We start from the raw sequence: 17,341 nt of genomic DNA, 5'->3' as shown, positions 1-17,341 counted from the left end.
GTCTTCGCGGCAGGGCGGGCAGCCGCAAGGCCGGTGTCCTGGCGGGAAGGCTCCCGGCCGGGCAAGTCGATCAGCGGCTTCAAACGTATGCACTCCCGGTTCGTGGCCCTGCGCGTCCGCCCGGCCGGACGCGGGGCCCGGCAGGCCAACAATGGCCCTGAGCTGCCCGAACGCTGGCTGCTGGCCGAGTGGCCTGCCGGTGAGAGCGAACCGGTGCAGTTCTGGCTCTCCAGCCTGCCCTCCGGGATGCCACTGGCCACTCTGGTCCGGCTGGCCAAGCTCCGCTGGCGCATCGAGCATGACTACCGCGAGATGAAACAGGCCCTGGGACTGACCCACTTCGAGGGCCGCACCTGGAGCGGCTGGCATCACCACGTCACCCTGGTCTCGGCCGCCCACGCCTTCTGCACCCTGCAAAGACTGGCACGAGACCCAAAAGATCCGGCGCCAGTCTGAGTCTCTACCGGATCGTCCGCGAACTGCAGACACTCCTCGCCACCTGGACCGGCGCGTGTCCCACCTGCCACCGCGACATACCCACACCCATACGAACCTGACCAAGCCCTACTAGGGGGTGTCTAGAAGAAGTCGGCCCACGGCTGGTCCCAGATCTGCTTGACGCACAGGACCAGGAACAGCAGTCCGGCGATCGTCAGCATGACGTTGCTGAGCACGCCGTTGCGCCAGGGGGCGGGGGTGCGGCCGGAGTTGAGCAGCCAGAGCAGGGTGCCCGCGAGGAACGGCAGGAAGGCCGCGCCCAGCACGCCGTAGAGGATGATCAGGCGGAAGGGCTGGCCCTGGAACAGCAGGACGATGGGCGGGAAGGTCAGCCACAGCAGGTACGCGCGGAACGGCCAGGAGCGTTCGCGGGCGCCGGAGGCGACCTCCTCGCCCTTCTGCGCGGCCTCGCCCCGGTAGCGGGCGACGAAGTCCGCGAACATCAGGCTCACGCCGTGCCAGACGCCGATCAGGGAGGTGTAGGAGGTGGCGAAGAAGCCGATCAGGAAGAACTTGGCGGTGGCCGTGCCGTACTCGTCCTCCAGGATGTCGCCGAGCTGGAGCAGCCCCTTGTCGCCGCTCGCGATGGCCACGTTCGCCGAGTGCAGCAGTTCCGCGCCGACGAAGAGCATCGCGACGACGAAGATGCCCGTCGTGAGGTAGGCGACCCGGTTGTCGAGCCGCATCACCTTCATCCAGCCGGTGTCCGTCCAGCCCTTGGCGTTGACCCAGTAGCCGTACGCGGCCAGCGTGATGGTGCCGCCGACGCCGCCGATCAGGCCGAGGGTGTTGAGGATCGAGTCCTTCTCGTCGGGCAGGACGGGCAGCAGGCCCGCGAAGGCGTCCCCGAGGTTCGGCGTGACGCGGATCGCCAGGTAGACGGTGACGACGAACATGACGCCCACCAGGACGGTCATGACCTTCTCGAACACCGCGTACTTGTTGAACCAGACGAACACCAGGCCGGTCAGGCCGCAGGCGATCGCCCACCACTCCAGGTCCATCACGTCCGGGAACAGCGCCTGCAGGGGCAGGGCGCTCGACGACATCGCCGCCGCGCCGTAGACGAAGCCCCAGATCACGACGTACGCGGCGAAGAACCAGGTGGTCCAGCGGCCGAGGCTCGCCCAGCCGTCGAAGAGGGTGCGGCCGGTGGACAGGTGCCAGCGTCCGGCGGCCTCGGCGAGGGAGATCTTGACCAGGCAGCCGATGACCGCGGCCCAGAGCAGGGTGTAGCCGAAGTTGCTGCCCGCGATCAGTGTGGCGACCAGGTCTCCGGCGCCGACACCGGTCGCGGCGACGACGATGCCGGGGCCGATATAGCGCCAACTGGACTTGCGGGGGCGGGCGTCCGCCGCGCCGACCGGTGATGCCTCTGTGCTTCCCGTGGTGTCCGCCATGCAGGTCAAGTAAGCGCATGGACGCCGGGGCGACAAGAGGGCGTGCCGCGATCTGCACCCGATGTCCGCACCGGCGCTACGAGCCCGCCTCGGGGCCGCTCAGCCGTACTGGAGCCGTACGCTCGTCCCGCCCGGCTCGTCGCGGACGTCCACGTAGGCGCACACCTGACGGGCGAACCACAGGCCCCCGCCCTGCCCGGGTGCGGTGTCCCGCGGCGGCACGAAACCCGCCAGCGGGTCGTCGACGCGGCGCACGGGCCGCAGTTCGCAGACGCAGGCCGGGCCGTCGGTCCACAGGAGCGTCCGGTCGACGGGGCCGAGGGCGGCGGCCGCCTCGACGACGGCCTTGGTGAACAACTCCGCCTCGGCCGTGGCCAGCCCCTGCCCGGTGGCCCAGGTGCGCACGGCACCGGCGGCGGGGGCCGGGCCGGGCACAGGCTCGGCGCCGGCGGGCGGCGTCGGCAGCGGTACGGCGTCCAGTTCGGCGGCGATCCGCAGCGGGTCCTCGTACACCGCGCAGTCCGGGTGGGTGCGGCGGGCGGCGGCGACGACGGTGGCGCCGGCGACCCGGGTGTCGTAGGCGCACAGCGCGGTGGTGGCGTGGGGCGCGAACAGCAGGTTGGCGAGGGCCTCGTAGCGGATCCACTCGGCGCTCTCCCGGGGCGAGCGGCCTGCCCGGCCGCCCCACACCGGTTCCATCAGCAGGTGGATCCGGCCGCCGGGGCCGGCGTGCGCGGCGAGGTAACCGGCGCCCTGGGCGATCGCGTTGGCGGCGGACCCCGTGTACCACTCGGTGTGCTGGAGCAGTCCGATGTCGCCGGCCCCGGGGCCGAGGGCGTCGCGCAGCAGGTCCAGGTTGCCGGGGGCGGCGATGACCACGGGCGGCGGTTCGTGCGGCGCGGCGAGTCCCTCGGCGACGAAGGGGAGCGCCTGGGCCAGGAACTCGTCGTCGGAGCCGAAGACGGCCATGCGGTGGTCGAACGGGCTGGATCCGGGTCCGGCCGGAGAGGTCATCGGCGGGCTCTCCTGACGTCCTGGGGAGGCCGGGGGGAGCCGGAGGGCGCGCCGGTCCCCGCCGCCGTCGCTCCACCCGGTCCCCCCCCCTTGCGCGGACCCTCACCCTTCCCGGGCCGCGCGCCGCCGCGCACGCCGGGATCACACCGGCGGGTGGAATTCGCCCGGGAACGCGCCGGGCGCATGCCGCACGCGTACACTGCGCGGCCCATTTTCGGCCTGTTCCGGGCATCGGCCGGTTCTCCACTCTTGAACTGTTCATGCCATGCCCCGACCATGAGCCCCGCACCCCGCACCACGTCGTACGTCGCACTGAACCCCACCCCCACTCCTCCAAGGAGACTTCATGCGACTTCGCACACGCGGCCCGGGCGCGCGTGGCGGCAGACGGGCCGCCGCACTCGCCGCCCTGCTCTCCCTCGCCCTCGCGGCACCCCTGACCGAAACCGTCTCCGCGTCCGCCGACAGCGCCGCGAAGGCCGCCCCCTCCGCCGACGACATCCGTCAGTACGAGGTCCGGCTGCACGCGACCGCCGCCGACCGCACGGCACTCCAGCGCACCGGCGTGAGCGTGGACTCCGCCGACGACCACGGCGTCGTCGTCTCCGGCCGCCCCGGCCAGATCAGGAAGCTGAGGGCGCTCGGCTACGACGTCACCCCGCTCGGCGCGGTCCCCGACCGGTCGGCCGGCGAGGACGACGTACGGCTCTACGACTTCCCCACCGCCGACTCGCGCTATCACAACTACGCGGAGATGACGAGCGAGATCAACGCGATCGTCGCGGCCCACCCGTCCATCGCGAGCCGCCGCGTCATCGGCACGTCCTACCAGGGCCGTGACATCGTCGCCGTCAAGATCAGCGACAACGTCGGCACCGACGAGGCCGAGCCCGAGGTGCTGTTCACGCACCACCAGCACGCCCGTGAGCACCTCACCGTCGAGATGGCGCTCTACCTGCTGCGCGAACTGACCTCCGGCTACGGCGGCGACGCGCGGGTCACCGGGCTGGTGAACAGCCGGGAGATCTGGATCGTGCCCGACCTCAACCCGGACGGCGGCGAGTACGACATCGCCACCGGCTCCTACCGGTCGTGGCGCAAGAACCGGCAGCCCAACTCCGGTTCCTCCGCCGTCGGCACCGACCTCAACCGCAACTGGGCCTACCGCTGGGGCTGCTGCGGCGGCTCCTCCGGGTCGGCGTCCTCCGAGACCTACCGGGGCGCCTCCGCCGAGTCGTCCCCCGAGGTGAGGGTCGTCGCCAACTTCGTGCGCAGCCGGATCGTCGGCGGGAAGCAGCAGATCACGGCCGGCATCGACTTCCACACCTACAGCGAGCTGGTGCTGTGGCCGTTCGGCTACACGTACTCCGACACCACCACCGGGATGACGGCCGACGACCGCAACGCCTTCGCCGCCGTCGGCCGCAGGATGGCGGCCAGCAACGGGTACACGGCCGAGCAGGCCAGCGACCTCTACATCACCGACGGGTCGATCGACGACTGGCTCTGGGGCGACCAGCGGATCTTCTCGTACACCTTCGAGATGTACCCGCGGTCCGGCGGCGGGGGCTTCTACCCGCCCGACGAGGTCATCGAGCGGGAGACCTCCCGCAACCGGGACGCCGTGCTCCAACTGCTGGAGAACGCGGACTGCATGTACCGGTCCATCGAGAAGGAAGCCCAGTACTGCTCCTAGGAGTTACTCCTTCCCGGCCGCGGCGGCCTCGGTCTCCTCGGCCGCGCCCTCCTCGAAGTAGGCGTCGAGGACGGCGTCCAGCTGCTCGTCCCACTCCGTGAAGCGGCTCCTGGCCGTCGCCTCGATCTCGATCGGGTACCAGCGGCGGTCAGGAGTGTGCACCGTGACGGTGAACCGCTTCCCGAAGCGCGGGGACTCCGTCTCGACGGCGGCGACCTCGTCCCAGCGGAACTCGCACTCCTGGTCGTCCAGGCGGAGCCGGACTCCCCGGTGGTCGGCGACGATCCGCGCCCGGCGGTCGGCGGCCTCGAAGACCGGGCCGTCCACGGGCACCTCGTCGGCCGCGTCCTCTGGGGCGTCCGCGCTCTCGTCGGTCTCCTCGGCGGCGGCCTCCTCGGACACCGTCTCGCCGGGGTCCGCCGCGGCCGTGTCGCCCTTCTCCAGCGGGCCCTTGGGGGCGGCGGACGCGGGCGGGGTGAGCCCGGGGACGAAGGCCGGGTCGAACCCGGCGCCTTCCAGGGGCTGGCTGCCTGAACCTATGCGCTGCTCCACAGCCGAGCAGTATGGTCGACAACCCTGTGCTCCGCGCAACCAGCCCCCGCATCGTTACCGAACCCGCGAGGTGCGCGGACTACACGAACAGGCTGAGCACCGCGGCCACCGCGAACCCGGCCAGCGACAGGACGCTCTCCAGCACCGTCCACGACTTCAGCGTGTCCCGCTCGGTGATGCCGAAGTACTTGGCCACGATCCAGAATCCGCCGTCGTTGACGTGCGAGGCGAAGATCGAGCCGGCCGAGACGGCCATGATGACCAGGGCGACGAACGCCTGCGAGTGATGGCCCTCGGAGAGCAGGGGCGCGACGATGCCCGCCGTGGTGACGATGGCGACCGTCGCGGAGCCCTGCGCGACCCGCAGCACCAGCGAGATCAGGTACGACAGCACGATGACCGGCAGACCCACGTCGTTGAAGGTGTCCGACAGGGCCTGGGCGACGCCGCTGGCCTTGAGGACGGCGCCGAAGACACCGCCCGCGCCGACGACCAGCAGGATGTTGCCGACCGGCTTCAGCGACGAGGTCGACACCGTCTCCAGGGACTTGCGGGACCAGCCGCGCCGGATGCCCAGCAGGTAGTACGCGAGGAGCAGGGCGATCGTCAGGGCCACGAACGGGTGCCCGAAGAACTCGATCACCGAGCGGGTGGTGGACGGGTCCAGGCCGATCGAGGAGAACGTCGCGGCGAGGATCAGCACCAGCGGCGTGCCGATGATCCCGAGGACCGTGCCGAGCGGCACGGGGGCCTCCCGGGGCTCCACGCCGGCCGCCCGCTGCTCGGCGAGGACCGACTGCCGGGCCTCCTCCGCCGCCTCGACCATGTCCTGCGGCACGGCGACGAAGAGGCGCCGCCCGATCCAGGCCGCGTACGCCCACGCGGCCAGCACCGCGGGGATGCCGCAGACGACGCCCATGAGGATGACCCAGCCCAGCTCGACGTGGAGCAGACCGGCCGCGGCCACCGGGCCGGGGTGCGGGGGCAGGAAGGCGTGGGTCATCGACAGGCCCGCGAGGAGCGGCAGGCAGTACAGCAGGATCGACTTGCCGGAGCGCTTGGCGGCGGCGTAGACGAGCGGCGCGAGGACGAAGATGCCGACGTCGAAGAAGACCGGGATGCCGAAGATCAGACCGGTCACGCCCATCGCGAGCGGGGCCCGCCGTTCCCCGAAGAGCCGCAGCAGACGGGAGGCCAGCACCTCGGCGCCGCCGCTGACTTCGAGGATGGCGCCGAGCATGGTGCCGAGGCCGATGATGATGGCGACATGGCCGAGGATGCCGCCCATGCCGGACTCGATGGTGGAGACCGCGTCGGACCGCTGGACGGTGCCGAAGAGTTCGGTGACGGACAGGCCGGCCATCAGGCCGACGGCTATGGAGACCGCGAGCAGCGCGACGAAGGGCTGGAGCCGCACCTTGATGATCAGGTAGAGCAGCAGCGCGATGCCGAGGGCGGCGACCGTGAGCAGTCCGGCCGTGCCGTCGACGAGGTGCAGCAGACCGCCGGTGTGCGGGGGTGTCTCGGGGGCCTGCGCGGCGAGCGGAAGGAGCGAAGGGGGCATTCGGGGGTCCTCGGGGTGAGTGCATCCGGCTTTCGGGCAGGGGGCATCGCGGCACGGCGTCGCGGGGGTGGGCGGACACCGTGCCGTGCGGGGGGTGGGGCGGGGGGTGCGAGCCGGGCGTCAGCCGAGGACGGCCAGCGCGTCGATCTCGATGAGGAGACCCGCGGGCAGACCGACGTACACGGTCGTGCGGGCGGCGGGCGGCTGGGTGAGGCCCTGCTCCTCGAAGTAGGCGTTGTAGAGCGCGTTCATCTCGGCGAAGTGGTCCACGTCCGTCAGGTAGACGCGGATCATCATGACGTCGTCCCAGGAGGCGCCGCCCTCCTCGAGGATCGCCTTGACGTTGGCGAGCGTCTGGAGGGTCTGCTCGCGCAGGGTGGGGCCGGCGGGCGTGGGGGCCTGGCCCTCGACGGCGGGGAGGAAGCCCACCTGACCGGCGACCTGGAGGATGTTGCCCTTGCGCACGCCGTGGGAGAACTGGGCGGGCGGGGTGGTGTGGGTCTTCGGGGTGAGCGCGGTCTTGTCGGTCACGGGGTGTCCTTCGCTGGGGTTCTGCCGGAGTACTCGCCGCTGATGGTGTCCGCGGTGCGGCGCACGAGCGGGAGCAGGGTGAGGAGTTCGTCGGCGGTGACGACCACGTTGGGCGCGGACACCGACATCGCGGCGGCGACCCGGCCGTCCGCGCCGCGGATCGGCGCCGCGACGCAGTTGATGGACTCCTCGTGGCCGCCGAGGTCGGTGGCCCAGCCCTGTTCGCGGACCTTGTCCAACTCCCTCAGGAAGGCGGGGGCGTTGGGGGTGGAACGGGACGTGTACATGGGGTAGTCGAGCTGTTCGGCGAGGGCCCGCCGCTCATGCTCGGGCAGGTCGGCGAGGAGCAGCTTGGCGACGGCCGCGACGGTGATGGCGACGGGCTTGCCGATCCGCGAGTACATCCGCACGGGGTAGCGGCTCTCGACCTTGTCGATGTAGAGCACCTCGTCCTCCTCGTACACGGCGAGGTGCACGGTGTGCCCGCACTGCTCGTTCAGCCGGACCAGGTGGGGGTGGGCGATGCCGCGGATGTCGAGGTTCTCCATCGCCTCCTGGGCGAGGGCGATGAGGCGGGCGCCGAGCCGGTAGCGCTGGTCGGACTGCCGGTAGACCATGCCGTGTTCGTGCAGGGTGCGCAGCAGCCGCAGCGCGGTGGACTTGTGGACGCCGAGCCGCTCGGCGACCTTGCCCAGGTCGGCGGGGCCCTCGGCGAGCAGCGGCAGGATGCTCAGCGCGCGGTCGACGGTCTGGCTCATGGCGTGGGTACCTCCTCGTCGGCCCGGTCCGTGGCGTGGGTCCGGCCGGGGCCGAGTCGAAGTTTCTCCCACCCGGCGTCGTCGAGGGCCACCAGGCCGTCGGCGGTGTCGCGGGCGGGGGGCGCGGCGAGGTCGGCGGGGCTGGTGAGGGTGGCGGCGGCCCACAGGTGCCCGTGGCGCAGCCGGTCGCGCGGGGGGAGGCCGCGCAGGGTGGCGGAGAGGAACCCGGCGGCGAAGGCGTCCCCGGCCCCGGTCGCGGCGGCGACCCGGACCCTGGGGGCCGGCACGTACACGGCCGGACGCGTGGCGCCGTCGAACAGGGTCGCGCCGCGCGGGCCGTCCTTCACCACCAGCAGCGGTGGCTGCGGCAGCGCCGCGCGGACCGCCTCCGGGCCCCCCGTGACGCCCCAGGCCTCCTGCGCCTCGTCCACGCCCACGAACACGAGGTCCGCGGCGCGGGCGAGGTCCAGCAGCACCGGCCCGCCGGCGTCCCGCCACAGGCCGGGCCGGTGGTTGACGTCGAAGGAGACGAGCGGGCGGTCCTCGCGGGGTGCGGTCAGTTCACGCAGCAGGCCCAGGCAGGTGTCCGACAGCGCGGCGGTGATCCCGGACAGGTGCAGGACGCGTCCCGCGCGCACGGCGTCGAGGTCGACGTTCTCCGCGGACATGGCGGACGCCGCCGATCCGGCCCGGTAGTAGGCGACCTCGTGCGCGTCGGTGGCACGGTCGCCGGCGGTGCGGAAGTAGACGCCGGTCGGGCGGGCCGGGTCGCGGCGCACGGCCGAGACGTCGACGCCGTGGCCGCCGATGGTCTCCACGAGGTGGTCGCCGAAGCCGTCGGCCCCCACCCGGCTCACCCAGCGCACCCGGTGCCCGGCGGCGGCGAGCCCGCAGGCCACGTTGGACTCGGCGCCGCCGATGGCCCGCTCGAACGAGGGGACGTCGGCGAGGCGTCCCGGCCGCGACGGCAGGAACGTGACCATGGACTCGCCGAGCGCGACGACGTCCACGACGCCGGGGGCATCGCAGGGTCCGGTGAGGGTCACGATCGTCGTAGCTCCAGACCTTGGGCGGGTGGGGTCTGCGGTTCCGTTGACCCGCGGTTGGCCGAGATGTTAGACAGCCACAAGCGAAATACGCAATGAGTGTTGCACTCACTGCAACGCCACTGATCAGGGAGGTTCCATGGGGAACGAGGCGCTGGCCCGCCTGTCCGAGGAACGCGTCGACCACCGCTTCAAGGGCCTCCCGCCCGACGCCGACGGCCTGACCGTCGGGGAGCTGGCCGCCCAGCGGCGCAACCTCTTCACGGACGGCTTCACCACCCCGGTGCTCACGCTCTCCGCCGAGCGCCTGGAGCACAACCTCGCCCTGATGGAGACATACGCCGACCGCCACGGTCTGGCGTTCGCCCCGCACGGCAAGACCTCGATGGCGCCGCATCTGTTCCAGCGGCAGATCGAGCGCGGCGCCTGGGGCATCACCCTCGCCGTGCCCCACCAGGTGCGGGTGGCCCGGGCGTTCGGCGTCCGGCGGATCTTCCTCGCCAACGAGCTCGTGGACGCGTCCGCCCTGCGCTGGATCGCCGGTGAGCTGACCGACCCGGACTTCCGCCTCGTCTGCTACGTCGACTCCGTGTCCGGCGTACGGCTCATGGACGCCGCGCTGCGGGCCGCCGCGGCCGGCCGGCCCCTGGACGTCGTGGTGGAGCTGGCGGCCGGCGAGGGCGCGCGCACCGGCGTCCGTACGGACGCGGAGTGCGCGGCCGTCGCGGACGCGGTGGCCGCCACGGACACGCTGCGCCTGGTCGGGGTCGCCGGGTACGAGGGCGAGGTCCCGGGGGCGGACCCGGAGCGGGTGCGCGCCTGGCTGCGCCGGCTGGTGGCGCTGGCGGTCTCCTTCGACAAGGCGGGCCGGTTCGCGGGCCTGGACGAGATCGTCGTCAGCGCGGGCGGCAGCGCCTGGTTCGACGCGGTGGCCGACGTGTTCGCCGAGATCCCCGGACTCTCCGTGCCTGTGCTGAAGCTGCTGCGCTCGGGCGCGTACGTCTCGCACGACGACGGCCACTACCGCGAGCTCACCCCGTTCAACCGGGTCCCCCGGGAAGGCGCCCTGGAGCCCGCCTTCCGGCTGTGGGCGCAGGTCGTCTCCCGCCCCTCCCCCGGCCAGGCCTTCGTCAACGCCGGCAAACGCGACGCGGCGTACGACCTCGATCTGCCGGTCGCCCAGGTGGTCCGCCGGGACGGCGCCGAACGCCCCGCCACCGGCGTCACCGTGACCGCGCTGTCCGACCAGCACGGCTGGCTGGAGACGACCGGGGAGGCGGACCTGGAGGTCGGTGACTGGCTCGGGCTGGGGCTGTCCCACCCGTGCACGGCGTTCGACAAGTGGCAGCTGATCCCGCTCGCCGAGGCGGACGGGACGGTCGTCGACTACATCCGCACGTTCTTCTGAGGAGGGGCCGGTCGTGGAAGAGCTCGTCATCCGGGACGCCGACGTCGTCGACGGCAGCGGCGGTCCGTCCTACCGCGCCGACGTGGTCGTGGACCGCGGCAGGATCGTGTCGATCGTCCGGGAGGCCGCCGCGGCCGGCTGCCAGCGGCCGAAGGCGCGCCGCGAGCTGGACGCGGAGGGGCTGGTCCTCTCCCCCGGCTTCGTCGACATGCACGCCCACAGCGACCTGGCGCTGCTGCGGGACCCCGACCACAGCGCCAAGGCCGCCCAGGGCGTCACCCTGGAGGTGCTCGGCCAGGACGGGCTGTCGTACGCGCCCGTCGACGACCGCACCCTGGGCGAGGTGCGGCGCGCGATCGCCGGCTGGAACGGCTCCGGCGAGGACATCGACTTCGACTGGCGGTCCGTCGGCGAGTACCTGGACCGGCTCGACCGGGGCATCGCGGTGAACGCCGCCTACCTCGTCCCGCAGGGCACGGTCCGGGCGCTCGTCGTCGGCTGGGAGGACCGGGAGGCGACGCCCGCCGAGCTCGACCGGATGCGCGCCCTGGTCGCTGAGGGCCTGGAGCAGGGCGCGGTCGGCCTGTCGTCGGGGCTGACGTACACGCCCGGCATGTACGCGCGGGACGCCGAACTGACCGAGCTGTGCCGGGTCGTCGCCCGGTACGGCGGCTACTACTGCCCGCACCACCGCTCCTACGGGGCCGGGGCGCTGCAGGCGTACGAGGAGATGGTGGCGCTGACCCGGGAGGCGGGCTGCGCGCTGCATCTTGCCCACGCCACCATGAACTTCGGCGTGAACCGGGGCCGCGCCCCGGAGCTGCTGTCCCTGCTGGACAAGGCGCTCGACGAGGGCGCCGACATCAGCCTCGACACCTACCCCTACACCCCCGGCTGCACGACCCTGGTCGCCCTGCTGCCGAGCTGGGCGAGCGAGGGCGGGCCCGAGGCGGTCCTCGCGCGGCTCGCGGACGACGCGACGGCCGAGCGGATCCGGCACCATCTGGAGGTCGTCGGGGCGGACGGCTGCCACGGCGTGCCCGTCGAGTGGGAGACCGTCGAGATCTCGGGGGTGGGCGAGCCCGCGCTGGCGGACCACGTCGGCCGCACGGTCCGGGAGACGGCGGACGCGCGCGGCGAGGAACCCTGGACGACCGCGCGCCGGCTGCTCCTGGAGGACCGCCTCGGCACGACGATCCTGCAGCACGTCGGCCATGAGGAGAACGTCCGGGCGATCATGCGGCACCGCGTGCACACGGGCGGTTCCGACGGCATCCTGCAGGGCAGCAAGCCGCATCCGCGCGCGTACGGCACCTTCCCGCACTATCTCGGCCACTACGTACGGGAGTTGGGGGTGCTGTCGCTCGAGGAGTGCGTGGCCCGTCTGACCTCGCGTCCGGCGGCGCGGCTGCGGCTGCCGGACCGGGGCCTGGTCCGCGAGGGGTACCGGGCGGACCTGGTGCTGTTCGACCCGGAGACGGTGGCGGCGGGCTCCACGTTCGCGGAGCCGCGCACGCCACCGACGGGTATCCCGCATGTGCTCGTGGACGGCCGTTTCGTCATCGAGGACGGCCGCCGCACGGACGTACTGGCGGGACGGGCGGTCCGCAGGACCGGCTAGCCGATCCGCGTCGCGCCGGTCACGGCCTGGGCAGGACGCAGCCGCTCGCGTTCAGGTTCAGCTTGTTGCCGGTGCCGAAGCAGGCGGGGATCTGGTACGTCTGCTGGGCGTAGTTGATGCCCTGGCGGACGGTGACCTTGCCGTTCTCGTCGACCTCGCACGGGTTGTTGACCGTGCAGGACTGGCCGTCCTCGTTGCCGGTGTTGTTGACGGCGACGACCCGCTTGGTGGCCTGGTCGATCACCGGGGAGCCGGAGGTGCCGCCGATGGTGTTGCAGGCGGAGGTGTAGCGGACCGAGTCCTTGAAGGTCCAGTCGCCTTCCTTCAGGCGGTACGCGAAGCCGTCGACGTTGCAGTTGTACAGCCGCTTCCAGTAGCCGGAGGCGACGGTGATGGCGGTGCCGGCGGCCGGGCGGGTGTCGGACACGGTCAGCGCGCTGATCCCGTACGCGCTCTTGATCTGCGCGTACGTGGTGGTGAGCTGGTAGATCGACACGTCCGTGTCGGTCATCGTGCCGTAGGCGATCTTGCTGGCCCGCAGGGTGGCGACCCTGGAGCCGGACGCGTTCAGCAGGCTGAAGGTCCTGCTGGACGCCCGGTCGACGACGACCTGGCCGGGTCCCGGCATGCCGGTCTCCAGACAGTGGCCGTTCGACATGACGAGCGCCGGGTCGCTGTCCTGCGACTTCGGGAAGCGCACGACGGAGCCGGAGCAGTTGCTGAGTGCCACGGTGCCGGCGAAGTCGGCGGCCCGGACGGACGGCTTGAGCGCCTGTTCGAGACCGGCCGTGACGGAGGCGACGGTGTCCCGGACCACCGAGGTGACCGAGCCCGTTCCGGCACCCTTGCCGAAGGACGGCGCGGTGTCCGCGGGAGCCGCGGCCACGGGTGCGGCGCCGGCCCCGGCCATCGCCAGGGCGAGGAGGGTGGCGCCGAGAGGTTTTCTCATGTGGGGGTCCCCTCATACGAGGAGGGTGACCGGAGAATCTCCGGCCACCCGCGCTTTTGTCATGCGCATTCTCACTCAAGAGAGAGGCCCCGACAAGGACTTGACGACCGATGGGTCCGGGTCGTAGAGCTTTCCCTACCACCGGGTAGGGGAGGTTTCGGCGCGGTGGCGCAGGACCTCCACGGGAGGGTGGCCGGATCCCCACAGTCGGCCCGGCGGCGCCTCCCGCCGTTCCCCCGTCCGGCCGTACGCGGGCCGCCCCGCGGTCTCACGTGGCGGAAAACACGGGCCTTCGCCCGGGGCGCGGCCGTAAGCTCCCAGGCATGCAGGTGATCCAGTCGACCAAGCTCGCCAACGTCTGTTACGAGATCCGGGGCCCGGTGCTCGAGGAGGCGATGCGGCTCGAGTCGGCAGGGCATCGGATCCTCAAGCTGAACACCGGCAACCCGGCGGCGTTCGGGTTCGAGTGCCCGCCCGAGATCCTGGAGGACGTCCTCCGCAACGTGTCGTCGGCCCATGGCTACGGCGACGCGAAGGGCCTGCTGGCCGCACGCCGGGCCGTCGTCATGCACAACCAGACCCTCGGCATCGAGACCGACGTCGAGCACGTCTTCATCGGCAACGGCGTCTCCGAGCTCATCGTCATGGCGATGCAGGGGCTCCTCGACGACGGGGACGAGGTGCTCGTCCCGGCGCCGGACTATCCCCTGTGGACCGCCGCCGTGTCCCTGTCCGGCGGCACCGCCGTGCACTACCGGTGCGACGAGCAGTCCGACTGGATGCCCGACCTCGCCGACGTCGAGCGCAAGGTCACCGACCGCACCAAGGCCATCGTCATCATCAACCCCAACAACCCGACGGGGGCCGTGTACGACGAGGCCGTCCTGCGCGGGCTGACGGACATCGCGCGACGGCACAACCTCCTCGTCTGCTCCGACGAGATCTACGACAAGATCCTCTACGACGGCGCCACCCACACCCCGACCGCCGCCGTCGCCCCCGACCTGCTGACCCTCACCTTCAACGGCATGTCCAAGGCGTACCGGGTGGCCGGCTACCGGGTGGGCTGGATGGCGATCTCGGGCCCGCGCGCGCACGCCGACTCCTACATCGAGGGCCTGACCATCCTCGCGAACATGCGGCTGTGCGCGAACATGCCCGGCCAGCACGGGGTCGTCGCCGCCCTCAGCGGCCGGCAGACCATCGACGACCTGGTGCTGCCCGGCGGGCGGCTCAAGGAGCAGATGGACGTCGCCTACGAGCTGCTGACCGCCATCCCGGGCGTCAGCTGCGTCCGCCCGAAGGGCGCGCTCTACCTCTTCCCGCGCCTGGACCCCAAGGTCTTCAAGATCAAGGACGACCGGCGGATGGTCCTGGACCTGCTGCGCCGCGAGAAGATCATGGTCGTGCAGGGCACCGGCTTCAACTGGCCGGAGCCGGACCACTTCCGGGTGGTGACCCTGCCGACGACCACGGACCTGCGGGACGCGATGGGCCGGATCGGCCGCTTCCTCGACGGGTACGGCCAGCCGTGACCGTACGTACATGTACGGTCCACTTTTTGCATTCAGCTCAACTTTAGACGAGATCCAAGCTAGGATGGCTTCCTGTCACCGCACAGGAGGCCATCCCCCATGTACGAACCGATCCGCACCAAGTCGATCCACACCACGATGGCCGGCGGCACCGACTTCCCCCACCGCTCGCGCGAGGAGGAGCTGGACATCCAGCTCGCCGGTCACCTCGCCGCGCTGCTCGCCGTCACGGACGAGCTGCGTGCGACGGCACCCTCGCAGGACCTGGACCTCGCGGCCGAGCGGCTCGCCGAGCAGGTGACCCGGCTCCGGGAAGGACGCCCGCCGGCCCGCTCCGCCGTCGCGGCCGACCCGGCGCGGCTGGTGACCCTGCACCGCAGGGCGCACGCCCTGGCGGGCCGCGCCCTGGTCGTCGCCGCGTCCCGCGCGGACACCGCCGCGGCGATCCTCGCCGCCGAACGCATGGACGCGCACGCCGCGGCCCAGGCGTCGCTGGAACTGACCGGGGCCCGCTGAGACCCCTCACCCCTGGCTTCTCGCAGGCCCTCGCCGTCAGGCGAGGGCCTGCCGCCGCTCTCGTCCCGTCGGGGCGGACGGGAACCGGCGGCGGCAGGCCCGGGGCCCCGCACGCCGTTGTACGGAGCCTCGCCGGTCCGGGAGGCGGTCACCGCGGCCGGCCGTGACGATGTAGCTGGTCAGGGCACGATCGGAGCCGGCCGCGGCGTCTTGGGGGGGCTGTCCTCAGCCCAGGCGCTTCACGAGCGCGTCGTACTCGTCCCACAGCTCCTTGGGCGTGTGGTCGCCGAAGGTGTCGAGGTGCTCGGGGACGAGCGCCGCCTCCTCGCGCCAGACGTCCTTGTCGACGGTGAGCAGGAAGTCCAGGTCGGAGTCGGACAGGTCGAGGCCCGCGGTGTCGAGGGCGCCCTTGGCCGGCAGGACGCCGATCGGCGTCTCGACGCCCTCGGCCCTGCCCTCCAGGCGCTCGACGATCCACTTCAGGACGCGGCTGTTCTCGCCGAAGCCGGGCCAGACGAACTTGCCCTCGTCGTTCTTGCGGAACCAGTTGACGTAGTAGATCCTCGGCAGCTTGGACGGGTCCTTGTCCTTGGCCACGTCGACCCAGTGGGCCATGTAGTCGCCCATGTTGTAGCCGCAGAACGGCAGCATGGCGAACGGGTCGCGGCGCAGCTCGCCGACCTTGCCCTCGGCCGCCGCGGTCTTCTCGGAGGCCACGTTGGCGCCGAGGAAGACGCCGTGGTTCCAGTCGAAGGACTCCGTCACCAGCGGTACGGCGCTGGCGCGGCGCCCGCCGAAGAGGATCGCGGAGATCGGCACGCCCTGGGGGTCCTCCCACTCGGGCGCGATGATCGGGCACTGCGCGGCGGGGGTGGTGAAGCGGGCGTTGGGGTGCGCGGCCGGCGTGCCGGACTCCGGCGTCCAGTCGTTGCCCTTCCAGTCGGTGAGGTGGGCGGGAGTCTCCTCCGTCATGCCCTCCCACCAGACGTCGCCGTCGTCGGTCAGCGCGACGTTGGTGAAGACCGAGTTGCCCCACAGCGTCTTCATCGCGTTGGCGTTGGTGTGCTCACCGGTGCCGGGCGCGACGCCGAAGAAGCCGGCCTCGGGGTTGATCGCGTAGAGGCGGCCGTCCTCGCCGATGCGCATCCAGGCGATGTCGTCGCCGATCGTCTCCACCGTCCAGCCGGAGATGGTGGGCTCCAGCATGGCGAGGTTCGTCTTGCCGCAGGCGCTCGGGAAGGCGGCGGCGACGTACTTCGACTCACCCTGCGGCGGGGTCAGCTTGAGGATAAGCATGTGCTCGGCGAGCCAGCCCTCGTCGCGGGCCATGACCGAGGCGATGCGCAGGGCGTAGCACTTCTTGCCGAGCAGGGCGTTGCCGCCGTAGCCGGAACCGTAGGACCATATCTCGCGGTCCTCGGGGAAGTGCGAGATGTACTTGGTGCTGTTGCAGGGCCAGGGGACGTCCTCCTGGCCGGGCTCCAGCGGGGCGCCGAGGGTGTGCACGGCCTTGACGAAGAAGCCGTCGGAGCCGAGCTCGTCCAGGACCGCCTGTCCCATCCGGGTCATCGTGCGCATGGACACGGCGACGTAGGCGGAGTCGGTGATCTCGACGCCTATCGCGGACAGCGGCGAGCCGAGCGGGCCCATGCAGAAGGGCACGACGTACAGGGTGCGGCCGCGCATGGAGCCGCGGAACAGTCCCTGCTCCCCCTGGAAGATCTCCCGCATCTCCGCCGGGGCCTTCCAGTGGTTCGTCGGGCCCGCGTCCTCCTCCTTCTCGGAGCAGATGAAGGTCCGGTCCTCGACACGGGCCACGTCGGTCGGGTCGGAGGCGGCGTAGTACGAGTTGGGGCGTTTGATCGGATCGAGCTTCTGGAAGGTGCCCTTGGCGACGAGCTCCTCGCACAGGCGCTCGTACTCGGCCTCGGATCCGTCACACCAGACCACGTTGTCCGGCTGCGTCAGTTCGGCGATCTCGTTCACCCAGGTGACGAGTGCCTGGTGCTGGGTGGGAACGACGGGGGGAGCCGTGTTGTCACGCGCCACGGTTGCTCCTAAGTGAGGATTTTGTCCTTGATATGCCCTTGTGTACCCCGTGGGGGCCTCGACCCGGACGCCGCGCTGACTGGATCGCGCCGCGCTCATCCGGTGCCGACCGCACTCATTTGATCATCCGATGCGCCCGCGCATATGTCCAGAGGGCGTCACAAGTGAGCGGGGTGAGGATCGCCACTCATTCGGATGTTTTCG

At 71.7% G+C, this 17,341-nt stretch carries 15 protein-coding genes; 6 read left to right on the top strand and 9 right to left on the bottom strand.

The window, feature by feature from the left end:
• Nucleotides 1–456: transposase (locus tag ACFRAC_RS11940; RefSeq protein ID WP_382923717.1), on the top strand; the 456-nt coding region annotated here is incomplete at its 5' end.
• 122 nt (nt 457–578) lie between these two features.
• Here ACFRAC_RS11940 and ACFRAC_RS11935 read toward each other — a convergent pair.
• Nucleotides 579–1,898 (bottom strand): Nramp family divalent metal transporter, encoded by a 1,320-nt coding sequence (locus ACFRAC_RS11935; RefSeq protein ID WP_382923715.1) that lies wholly within the window; start codon nt 1,896–1,898, stop codon nt 579–581.
• 99 nt (nt 1,899–1,997) lie between these two features.
• Nucleotides 1,998–2,912, bottom strand: coding sequence for an anti-sigma factor RsbA family regulatory protein (locus ACFRAC_RS11930; RefSeq protein WP_382923713.1), 915 nt, complete (start codon nt 2,910–2,912; stop codon nt 1,998–2,000).
• A 346-nt stretch (nt 2,913–3,258) separates the two neighbouring features.
• Between ACFRAC_RS11930 and ACFRAC_RS11925 the strand changes: the two genes are divergently transcribed.
• A complete protein-coding gene (locus tag ACFRAC_RS11925; protein WP_382923711.1) occupies nt 3,259–4,608 on the top strand; it encodes a M14 family metallopeptidase in 1,350 nt (449 codons plus the stop codon).
• A 3-nt stretch (nt 4,609–4,611) separates the two neighbouring features.
• Here the strand turns inward: ACFRAC_RS11925 and ACFRAC_RS11920 are convergent, their stop codons facing one another.
• From ACFRAC_RS11920 to ACFRAC_RS11900, 5 genes are all read right to left on the bottom strand, one after another.
• On the bottom strand, nt 4,612–5,160 hold the full coding sequence (locus ACFRAC_RS11920) for a hypothetical protein (protein WP_382923709.1): 549 nt from the start codon (nt 5,158–5,160) through the stop codon (nt 4,612–4,614).
• Nucleotides 5,161–5,239: 79 nt separating this feature from the next.
• The gene (locus ACFRAC_RS11915; protein ID WP_382923707.1) at nt 5,240–6,724 is read right to left on the bottom strand and encodes a GntP family permease; all 1,485 of its coding nucleotides are present in this window, start codon (nt 6,722–6,724) and stop codon (nt 5,240–5,242) included.
• Between the two features lie 120 nt (nt 6,725–6,844).
• Entirely contained in the window at nt 6,845–7,255 is a 411-nt protein-coding gene (locus ACFRAC_RS11910; RefSeq protein WP_382923705.1) for a RidA family protein, read from the bottom strand.
• Nucleotides 7,252–8,013 carry an IclR family transcriptional regulator gene (locus ACFRAC_RS11905; RefSeq protein ID WP_382923703.1) on the bottom strand — a complete coding sequence of 254 codons (762 nt, stop codon included), beginning with the start codon at nt 8,011–8,013 and terminating at the stop codon, nt 7,252–7,254. The genes ACFRAC_RS11910 and ACFRAC_RS11905 overlap by 4 nt, the downstream gene beginning before the upstream one ends.
• Nucleotides 8,010–9,059, bottom strand: a complete 1,050-nt coding sequence (locus ACFRAC_RS11900; RefSeq protein WP_382923701.1) for a sugar kinase — start codon at nt 9,057–9,059, stop codon at nt 8,010–8,012. The genes ACFRAC_RS11905 and ACFRAC_RS11900 overlap by 4 nt, the downstream gene beginning before the upstream one ends.
• Nucleotides 9,060–9,198: 139 nt before the next feature.
• On the opposite strand from ACFRAC_RS11900, the gene ACFRAC_RS11895 reads away from it, so the two are divergent.
• Both ACFRAC_RS11895 and ACFRAC_RS11890 read left to right on the top strand, forming a co-directional pair.
• The gene (locus ACFRAC_RS11895; protein WP_382923699.1) at nt 9,199–10,467 is read left to right on the top strand and encodes an amino acid deaminase; all 1,269 of its coding nucleotides are present in this window, start codon (nt 9,199–9,201) and stop codon (nt 10,465–10,467) included.
• 13 nt (nt 10,468–10,480) lie between these two features.
• On the top strand, nt 10,481–12,088 hold the full coding sequence (locus tag ACFRAC_RS11890) for an amidohydrolase family protein (RefSeq protein ID WP_382923697.1): 1,608 nt from the start codon (nt 10,481–10,483) through the stop codon (nt 12,086–12,088).
• Nucleotides 12,089–12,107: 19 nt separating this feature from the next.
• On the opposite strand, the gene ACFRAC_RS11885 is transcribed toward ACFRAC_RS11890, so the two are convergent.
• Nucleotides 12,108–13,037 carry a serine protease gene (locus tag ACFRAC_RS11885; RefSeq protein ID WP_382923695.1) on the bottom strand — a complete coding sequence of 310 codons (930 nt, stop codon included), beginning with the start codon at nt 13,035–13,037 and terminating at the stop codon, nt 12,108–12,110.
• 323 nt (nt 13,038–13,360) lie between these two features.
• On the opposite strand from ACFRAC_RS11885, the gene ACFRAC_RS11880 reads away from it, so the two are divergent.
• Both ACFRAC_RS11880 and ACFRAC_RS11875 read left to right on the top strand, forming a co-directional pair.
• Nucleotides 13,361–14,572 carry a pyridoxal phosphate-dependent aminotransferase gene (locus tag ACFRAC_RS11880; protein ID WP_382923692.1) on the top strand — a complete coding sequence of 404 codons (1,212 nt, stop codon included), beginning with the start codon at nt 13,361–13,363 and terminating at the stop codon, nt 14,570–14,572.
• A gap of 99 nt (nt 14,573–14,671) precedes the next feature.
• On the top strand, nt 14,672–15,088 hold the full coding sequence (locus tag ACFRAC_RS11875) for a hypothetical protein (RefSeq protein WP_382923690.1): 417 nt from the start codon (nt 14,672–14,674) through the stop codon (nt 15,086–15,088).
• A 225-nt stretch (nt 15,089–15,313) separates the two neighbouring features.
• Here the strand turns inward: ACFRAC_RS11875 and ACFRAC_RS11870 are convergent, their stop codons facing one another.
• Nucleotides 15,314–17,137 (bottom strand): phosphoenolpyruvate carboxykinase (GTP), encoded by a 1,824-nt coding sequence (locus tag ACFRAC_RS11870; RefSeq protein WP_382923688.1) that lies wholly within the window; start codon nt 17,135–17,137, stop codon nt 15,314–15,316.
• Nucleotides 17,138–17,341 lie beyond the last annotated feature (204 nt).

It is taken from the genome of Streptomyces sp. NPDC056628 (assembly GCF_042792555.1).
Lineage (GTDB): Bacteria > Actinomycetota > Actinomycetes > Streptomycetales > Streptomycetaceae > Streptomyces.
This window is presented reverse-complemented; position numbering and strand designations above follow the sequence as displayed.

Bases quoted from the DNA above. Each gene is read 5' to 3' on its own strand.
- ACFRAC_RS11935 (WP_382923715.1), bottom strand. From the start codon at position 1,898: ATGGCGGACACCACGGGAAGCACAGAGGCATCACCGGTCGGCGCGGCG.
- ACFRAC_RS11930 (WP_382923713.1), bottom strand. From the start codon at position 2,912: ATGACCTCTCCGGCCGGACCCGGATCCAGCCCGTTCGACCACCGCATG.
- ACFRAC_RS11925 (WP_382923711.1), top strand. From the start codon at position 3,259: ATGCGACTTCGCACACGCGGCCCGGGCGCGCGTGGCGGCAGACGGGCC.
- ACFRAC_RS11915 (WP_382923707.1), bottom strand. From the start codon at position 6,724: ATGCCCCCTTCGCTCCTTCCGCTCGCCGCGCAGGCCCCCGAGACACCC.
- ACFRAC_RS11905 (WP_382923703.1), bottom strand. From the start codon at position 8,013: ATGAGCCAGACCGTCGACCGCGCGCTGAGCATCCTGCCGCTGCTCGCC.
- ACFRAC_RS11895 (WP_382923699.1), top strand. From the start codon at position 9,199: ATGGGGAACGAGGCGCTGGCCCGCCTGTCCGAGGAACGCGTCGACCAC.
- ACFRAC_RS11885 (WP_382923695.1), bottom strand. From the start codon at position 13,037: ATGAGAAAACCTCTCGGCGCCACCCTCCTCGCCCTGGCGATGGCCGGG.
- ACFRAC_RS11880 (WP_382923692.1), top strand. From the start codon at position 13,361: ATGCAGGTGATCCAGTCGACCAAGCTCGCCAACGTCTGTTACGAGATC.
- ACFRAC_RS11875 (WP_382923690.1), top strand. From the start codon at position 14,672: ATGTACGAACCGATCCGCACCAAGTCGATCCACACCACGATGGCCGGC.